The sequence below is a fragment of the Ferruginibacter sp. genome (assembly GCF_031430955.1).
Classification (GTDB): Bacteria; Bacteroidota; Bacteroidia; order Chitinophagales; family Chitinophagaceae; genus Ferruginibacter.
In genome coordinates, this window is the sequence record NZ_JANPCM010000081.1 from 23,167 (window position 1) to 29,904 (window position 6,738).

Genomic DNA, 6,738 nt, shown 5'->3' on the forward strand with positions numbered 1-6,738 from the left:
CAAAAACCGATATGACTTACGAGATAATTGTTTCTTTACTTACATTAATAGCACTGGAAGTAGTTCTGGGTCTGGATAATATTATTTTCATTTCCATACTGGCCGGCAAACTACCCGAAGAACAGCAAAAAAAAGCAAGAAGGTGGGGAATAATTCTCGCTATGTTTTTAAGGTTGGGGCTTCTTACACTTATCTCAGTTATCATGAAACTGGAAAAAAATTTATTTACAGTTCTTAATACCGGCATAAGCGGAAAAGATTTAATACTGATACTGGGCGGCCTTTTTCTTATTTATAAAAGCGCCAAAGAAATGTACAGTAAAATTGAGGGAGAAGATGGAGAGGAAAAAGTAAAAAGCAAACCGGCTACTTTAAAAGGGGTAATAGGCCAAATACTGATATTGGATATTGTTTTTTCTATAGATTCTATTATTACCGCAGTTGGTTTGGTAAAAGAAGTTTGGGTAATGTATGTTGCAGTAGTTATTTCAGTTTTAATTATGCTGGTAGCCGCAGCCCCCATTAGTAATTTTGTAAATAAACACCCGGCATTTAAAATTTTAGCCCTTAGCTTTTTACTGTTGATAGGTTTTACTTTATTGATTGAAGGATTTGATGTACACGTACCCAAAGGCTATATTTATTTTGCCATGGCTTTTGCGTTTTTGGTAGATGTAATACAAATGAAAGTTTTTGGAAAAAAAGATAGGGCTGTAAAAATAAAACCAACATTAAACCAGGATAAAACCACATAACCTTTTTTTCGCCAAAATTTAAGCAGCAATCTTCAACTATTAATATTGCCACAATTGCCCTGCCGCCCACTGCAACTCAAGCAACGCCTTGTTATATTTTATCGTTACTTCAGTTAGCCTTAAAAAAGTTTCCAGCGTTTTATTTTCCCGGCTGTTCACTAAAAACAACGAGCTTTCTCCATTAAAATTTTTTGTTTCTTCTCCACGCTGCAACTGTAAATAATTAGAATAATTTTTTTGTAAAAGATTTACCTGTATTTTATAGTTCACCAACTGGTTATAATATTTTTTTACTTTGTTTATAATCTCAATTTCTTTTTGGCTTTGCTGTAATGCAGTTTCGGTTATTTTAATTTTGGCCAATTTGTATTCGCCACGGCCCTGGCTTAGCCGCAGCGGTATGCTAAAGTTTACACCAAACCTGTAGTTATTATCAAATAAAGTTTTGGTTGCCGCTGCTGCAACATTGTATCCTTTACCCAATTGGTTATATTTTAAATCAGCCTTTGGTAACAGTTCCTGAAACTTTAATTTTCTTTCAATATTTAAAACGCTTAATTTAAATGTATAGATGCTTAACTCAGGATGGGATGTTTTTGCATCTGCAATAATTTTTTCCAGCTCCGGAAAAGTTATGCCATCGTACAAATTTTCTATTTTTTCAGCCGGCAAAACCGATGCAGGCAATTCATAAGCCTGGTTATTTTGTTTCCATAAAAAAGTATTTAACTGCAGGGTGGTATTTTGCAAAGCCAGCAATGCATTGTTTTGCAGGTATTCAAAATTCTGTAATTGTGCAATGGCTTCGATGGTATCAATCGCCGGCCTTTCGCCCAGCCGGTAAGCTGTGCTAATAAAGTCGACCCTTTTTTTATTTACACTAATAACCGTATTGTAAGTGGTATAAATTAAATAAGCCTGTACCCATTGCCAGTAAGCGTCCGTAGCATCCATCATCAACTCATTTAATACTATTCTTTTTTCCTGTTCGGATGCTCCAATCATTATTTTAGCCTGTTGTAATGCGGCCCTTCTTTTATCCATCATTAAATTTTTTGCCAATGGAAAACTAATGCCGGCAAAACTGGTTTTGCCACTGGTTTCTGTTGGGTCGGTTCTGCCACCAGTTAAATATTCAATACCCGTAGTTACTTCAATACCATACCAGGTAGGTATGCTTAATTCGGTAGTATTGGTTTGATAATAATTAGTACCATCAAAAGTTTTATTACTGCCGCTGCTGCCCAATAATGGATCGAAGCTTCCCCTTGCAATGGTTAATCCGGCATTAGCTTTATCTACCTGAATGTTGGCCTGCTTTGCAACAGGATGAAACTGTTTTACAATTTGCAAAAAACTTTTTAATGAAAGTGTTTGGGTGCTGTCATTTGCAGTACCATTCTTTATAAAAAGTAAAACCAGTATAATCGAAAATATTTTTTTCATCTTATTTCTTTTGTTCGTTTTGATGAGCTGCCTTATAAAAATCCGGCGGAAAGCCATTAATATTTCGCCATAACTCGTACCATACCGGTACATTTTTTAATAAGGCAATACCTTGTGTACCGGCGCCAATTTTTAACTCTTTGGGCCATCTTTTTTTATAATTCATATCTTCTTTTACCAATACCCTGAATTTACCGTTGGCACTTACTGAATTTTCTACAGCTACCACTTCACCACTAAATGTACCGTACGAAGAGTTGGGCCAGCCACTAAAAACGATTGCCGGAAAACCATCAAACATAAATTGTACTTTCTGTTGTACCGAAATTAAAGGGAGGTCCATCGGCTCAATAAAAAGTTCTACAGCATAATCAATTTTATCCGGTACAATTTCAACCAGCATTTCGCCATCTTTAATAATTTCGCCAATACCCGCTTTTTTTGCCTTGGTTATTTGCCCGGCCTGCGGCGCTGTAATAAAATACATACCGCTGCGGATATTATAGTTGCTGTATTGGTTTTGCAGTTTGGCCACGTCGCCCTGCCCTCCTGCAATTTGAGAAAGCGATTGAAATTGATCTCCCTGCGCTTTAGCTACTTTTTCTGTATAATCCTGGTTAATAGCATCCATTTCAATACGGGCTATTACCAGCTCTTGCCTGGTGCTGCCTATTTTATTTTCGGCACTAATTTTTTTTGCTAATGCATTTTGAAAACTCTGATTGCGTTGCTCCAGTTGTGTTAGCGATACCAACCCGCTATCGTACATGGCTTTCTGCCTTTTATATTGCTGCGTTGCAATAGTGTACTCATTGCCGGCTGCCATATTATCCATACTGTCGCTTTGCAGTTTTAATTGCAGTTGTTGTATTTTATTTTGCAATTGTGTTTGCTTAAGCAAGCGGTTATTACCCAGCGCACTAATTTGAGTTGCCGATGTGGTTACTTTGTTTTTATAATATTGCACACTCATTTGTTTCGCATCCAATTGCTCACCGGTGCGGCTTACCAGTTTAGGGTCCAGGTACTCTTCCTTTACTTCGCTAATTTGCAAAATAGTATCACCTGCTTTTACCAGGTCACCTTCTTTTATAAACCATTGTACAATTTTGCCTGGTATAATACTATTAAGTTGCTGCGGCCTTTGTTCCTGCCTTAAAGAAGTTACACTTCCCCTGGCTCTTATATTTTGTGTCCATGGTAAAAACAAAATAATTATCATGGCAATTAAAAAACCAATGCCCCAATATTTTATGCGGCTGATTTTATCATGGCGGTAAATGGCGGTATATGCTTTTAATGTTTTCATAATTGTTTTATTATAAATCTTCTCCACCTCCGGGAATTTGTGGGTTACCATTAATTATTATGCAACCTGTTTCTTTTAAAATAATTGTTTTATCACAGGCTGTTGCAAAAGTTTCATCTTTGGTTATTACTATTACCGTGGTTCTATTCATTTCGGTAAGCAATAGCTGTTTTATTTGTTGCTGGTTTTGTTCTTCAAGGCCAATCCACGGTTCTTCTAAAAGCAATAATTTAGGTTGATTAATTAAAGCCCTTATTAACAATATTTTTTTTACGGCGTGGGCAGGCAGTTTACGTCCGGTTGCAAACAAAGGCGTATCAAATCCATTTTTTAAAGTACTTATAAATGGTGTTAAACCTGTTTTATTACAAAGAGACAATACCTCCTGCATATTTACCTCCGGCAACCCCATGCAGATGTTCTCCATTAAAGTACCTTCAAAAATATCCTGCTGGCTTATTACTACCCCGGTTTGTAAACGAAGTGATTGTAAATCATAATTATTTACCGGTATTTCATTAATTAAAACCGCCCCTTCAAATTGGCTGTAGCTGCCGGTAAGTAAACGCAACAGGGTAGATTTGCCTGATCCTTCATCACCCTGAATACACACTTTTTCGTTTGCAGCAACGGTAAATGAAATATTATTTAAGGTATTTTTGCCGGCCCCCTCATACCTGAAAAATATTTGCTGCAAAGCAATACTTACACCTTTACCGTAAGGGTTTTGTAATATAATACTACCACTTTCTTCAATTTCTTTATCGGTAATTTTTTCTATTTTTTCCACAGAGGTTAATACATCATACACACTATCCAGATTGCTGATCAATTTTTCTACAGAGGTAATAATGGTGAGTATTACAATTTCTGCAGCAATAAACTGTCCCACATTTAATTGCTGGTTTAACAAAAGATAAGTACCTACTACAAGCATGGCAGTTGTAACCAATGTTTTAAAACCAATAAGCGTTTTAAACTGCAGTTCTAATATTTTAAAATGGCTGGTTCTGGCGTTTAAATAATTTGTAACATGTTCATCTGTTTTTTGCAAATGAAAGTCGGTGGTTTTAGCAAATTTTACAGATCGTATAATTCTCGCCATCTCTTCTAACCAACCGGCTACCTTGTATTTGTAAGCACTTTCCTGCAAGCTGGTTTGTAAACCTTTGGTGCCAGAAAAATAAAGGATACTGTATATGATTAAAATGAGGAGTACACCAAATGCAATAAACACCGGGTGATAAAAAGCTAACAGCAGTAAGCCAAAAATAATTTGTATAATGGCTAAAGGAAAAGCCAGCAATAATTTGGCAAGACTTTTTTGGAGGGTTACAATATCAAAAAAACGATTGATTAATTCGGGTAAATAATAATTATCTACAGCAGATAATTTAAGTGCCGGAATTTTATTTGCAATTTCAAAAGAGTAACGAACAAAAATTTTCTGCTGAATTTTTTCTGTAAGCTGCATTTGCTTTATCTGCAAAACACCTGCTGTAAAAACACTTACCACAATAAGCACAATGAGTACCACAATTGAAGCCGACGCAGTATTAGTTTGTGCAAAACCAATAAGGGCTTGTATGCCTACAGGAATGGCTAATAATATAAGACCATTCATTATTGCATAAAAATAAATTGCAGCAATTTCTTTACGCTCCAGTTTTACAAGGTTTAATATCCTTGCAACAGGGCTGGGTTTTCCAGTCATGAATAATTTTTTAGAATGAAAAATGTAAAACAGCAATTATATGCCTGTAATAAATACAGGGGCACATCGCTATGTGCAACAGGGGAAGTTTAAAATATATCGGGAGGAGGGGTTTCTATTGTTTGCAATAAAACAGGGATAATAAAAGACAAGTATTGGCAGGTACTGCTGTAGCTATCATTAGCAATTGTGCAGGTACTGCAGAAAGAAAATAGTTCTTTAATTTTTTCTTTTTTATTACTTTCTTCTTTTACTTCATCCAAATCAGTATTACACATAGTTTGTTTTTCCTTTAAAATTTCTTTTACAGGAAGTACATAAAATGCTGTTGTTAGTAATAAAAATATGGATAAAAAGAATTTCATACTGAGCTGCAAAGAAAAGCTCTTGGGATGATATGTGCAAGAACTGTTTGTAAAAGAATTGTAAAATAAAAGCCGGCGTTATTGTTTAACGCCGGCTTTTATATAATCTGCTTAAACAAACTAAATATTTAGCCCGCCGCATGCGCTGATGGTTTGTCCGGTTACATAACTGCTGAGGTTACTGGCTAAAAACAACGTAACATTAGCAATATCCTCTGCACTTGCAAACCTGCCCAGCGGAATACCGGCTTTATATTTTTCGGCACCTTCGCCTTCTTTTAAATAACTCGTCATATCTGTTTCTACAAAACCCGGTGCAATGGCATTGCAGCGAATATTGCGGCTGCCCAATTCTTTAGCTACGCTTTTTGTAAAACCAATTACACCAGCTTTGCTTGCGGCGTAACTGCTTTGGCCGGCATTACCCATTTCGCCAATTACAGAACTCATATTGATGATTGAGCCACTTCTTGCTTTCATCATGGGGCGTATTACCTGCTTGGTCATATTAAAAACACTCTTCAAATTTGTTGTCATCACATCATCCCATTGTTCCGGTGTCATCCGCAGCAATAAATTATCTTTCGATATGCCTGCATTATTTACACAAATATCTACAGTGCCAAATTCTTTTAAAACATCATTTACAAAAACTTCACAGGCAGCAAAATCGCCGGCATTGCTTTGGTACGATTTTGCTTTTACACCCAAGGCAATCAATTTTTCTTCCAATCCTTTTGCTTTGTCTTTACTGCCATCGCTTACAAAAGTAAAAGCAACGTTGGCACCATGTTCTGCAAATTTTAATGCAATGGCTTCGCCAATACCACGGGCTGCGCCGGTAATAATGGCTGTTTTTCCTTCTAATAGTTTCATGAGTTTCGTTTTACAAATATTTTTTTAAGATGGATTCTTTTAATTGGGGAACTGAATTAATAACAGTTGTAAGTTTAATTATTTTTTCTTCAATAGTTTTAATTTGAGCTACTATTTTTTGCTGTTGATTAAAAGAGGGAACAGTAATTGAAACTGTTTTTAAATTTTCCACAGAAAGGCCCGGCTGTGCTGTACCTGTTGCATATTGATTTAAGTTCAGATTAAAAAGTTGATGATAAAGCCAATCAAAGGTAGCAAGAAGGATGAGTCCCC

At 36.1% G+C, this 6,738-nt stretch carries 7 protein-coding genes; 1 reads left to right on the top strand and 6 read right to left on the bottom strand.

Translation table 11 applies throughout. The features are described 5' to 3' along the window. The first annotated feature begins 11 nt into the window (after positions 1–11). Positions 12–755, top strand: a complete 744-nt coding sequence (locus tag ACY65O_RS02260) for a TerC family protein (protein ID WP_462219229.1) — start codon at positions 12–14, stop codon at positions 753–755. 39 nt (positions 756–794) lie between these two features. Here ACY65O_RS02260 and ACY65O_RS02265 read toward each other — a convergent pair whose 3' ends face one another. From ACY65O_RS02265 to ACY65O_RS02290, 6 genes are all read right to left on the bottom strand, one after another. After that, complete coding sequence (locus tag ACY65O_RS02265) at positions 795–2,201, bottom strand: TolC family protein (protein WP_462219230.1); 1,407 nt, start codon at positions 2,199–2,201, stop codon at positions 795–797. A gap of 1 nt (position 2,202) precedes the next feature. Then, a complete protein-coding gene (locus ACY65O_RS02270) occupies positions 2,203–3,510 on the bottom strand; it encodes an HlyD family secretion protein (RefSeq protein WP_462219231.1) in 1,308 nt (435 codons plus the stop codon). Positions 3,511–3,520: 10 nt separating this feature from the next. Next, positions 3,521–5,224: a peptidase domain-containing ABC transporter gene (locus ACY65O_RS02275; protein ID WP_462219232.1), complete on the bottom strand. Its 1,704-nt coding sequence runs from the start codon at positions 5,222–5,224 to the stop codon at positions 3,521–3,523. Positions 5,225–5,313: 89 nt separating this feature from the next. Beyond that, positions 5,314–5,589: a hypothetical protein gene (locus ACY65O_RS02280; RefSeq protein ID WP_462219233.1), complete on the bottom strand. Its 276-nt coding sequence runs from the start codon at positions 5,587–5,589 to the stop codon at positions 5,314–5,316. A 120-nt stretch (positions 5,590–5,709) separates the two neighbouring features. Further along, positions 5,710–6,465 carry a 3-oxoacyl-[acyl-carrier-protein] reductase gene (fabG, locus tag ACY65O_RS02285; RefSeq protein ID WP_462219234.1) on the bottom strand — a complete coding sequence of 252 codons (756 nt, stop codon included), beginning with the start codon at positions 6,463–6,465 and terminating at the stop codon, positions 5,710–5,712. A 10-nt stretch (positions 6,466–6,475) separates the two neighbouring features. Further along, positions 6,476–6,738 (bottom strand): restriction endonuclease subunit S (locus ACY65O_RS02290; RefSeq protein WP_462219235.1); only part of this gene is annotated, 263 nt, incomplete at its 5' end.

Bases quoted from the DNA above. Each gene is read 5' to 3' on its own strand.
- ACY65O_RS02260 (WP_462219229.1), top strand. From the start codon at position 12: ATGACTTACGAGATAATTGTTTCTTTACTTACATTAATAGCACTGGAA.
- ACY65O_RS02265 (WP_462219230.1), bottom strand. From the start codon at position 2,201: ATGAAAAAAATATTTTCGATTATACTGGTTTTACTTTTTATAAAGAAT.
- ACY65O_RS02270 (WP_462219231.1), bottom strand. From the start codon at position 3,510: ATGAAAACATTAAAAGCATATACCGCCATTTACCGCCATGATAAAATC.
- ACY65O_RS02275 (WP_462219232.1), bottom strand. From the start codon at position 5,224: ATGACTGGAAAACCCAGCCCTGTTGCAAGGATATTAAACCTTGTAAAA.
- ACY65O_RS02280 (WP_462219233.1), bottom strand. From the start codon at position 5,589: ATGAAATTCTTTTTATCCATATTTTTATTACTAACAACAGCATTTTAT.
- fabG (WP_462219234.1), bottom strand. From the start codon at position 6,465: ATGAAACTATTAGAAGGAAAAACAGCCATTATTACCGGCGCAGCCCGT.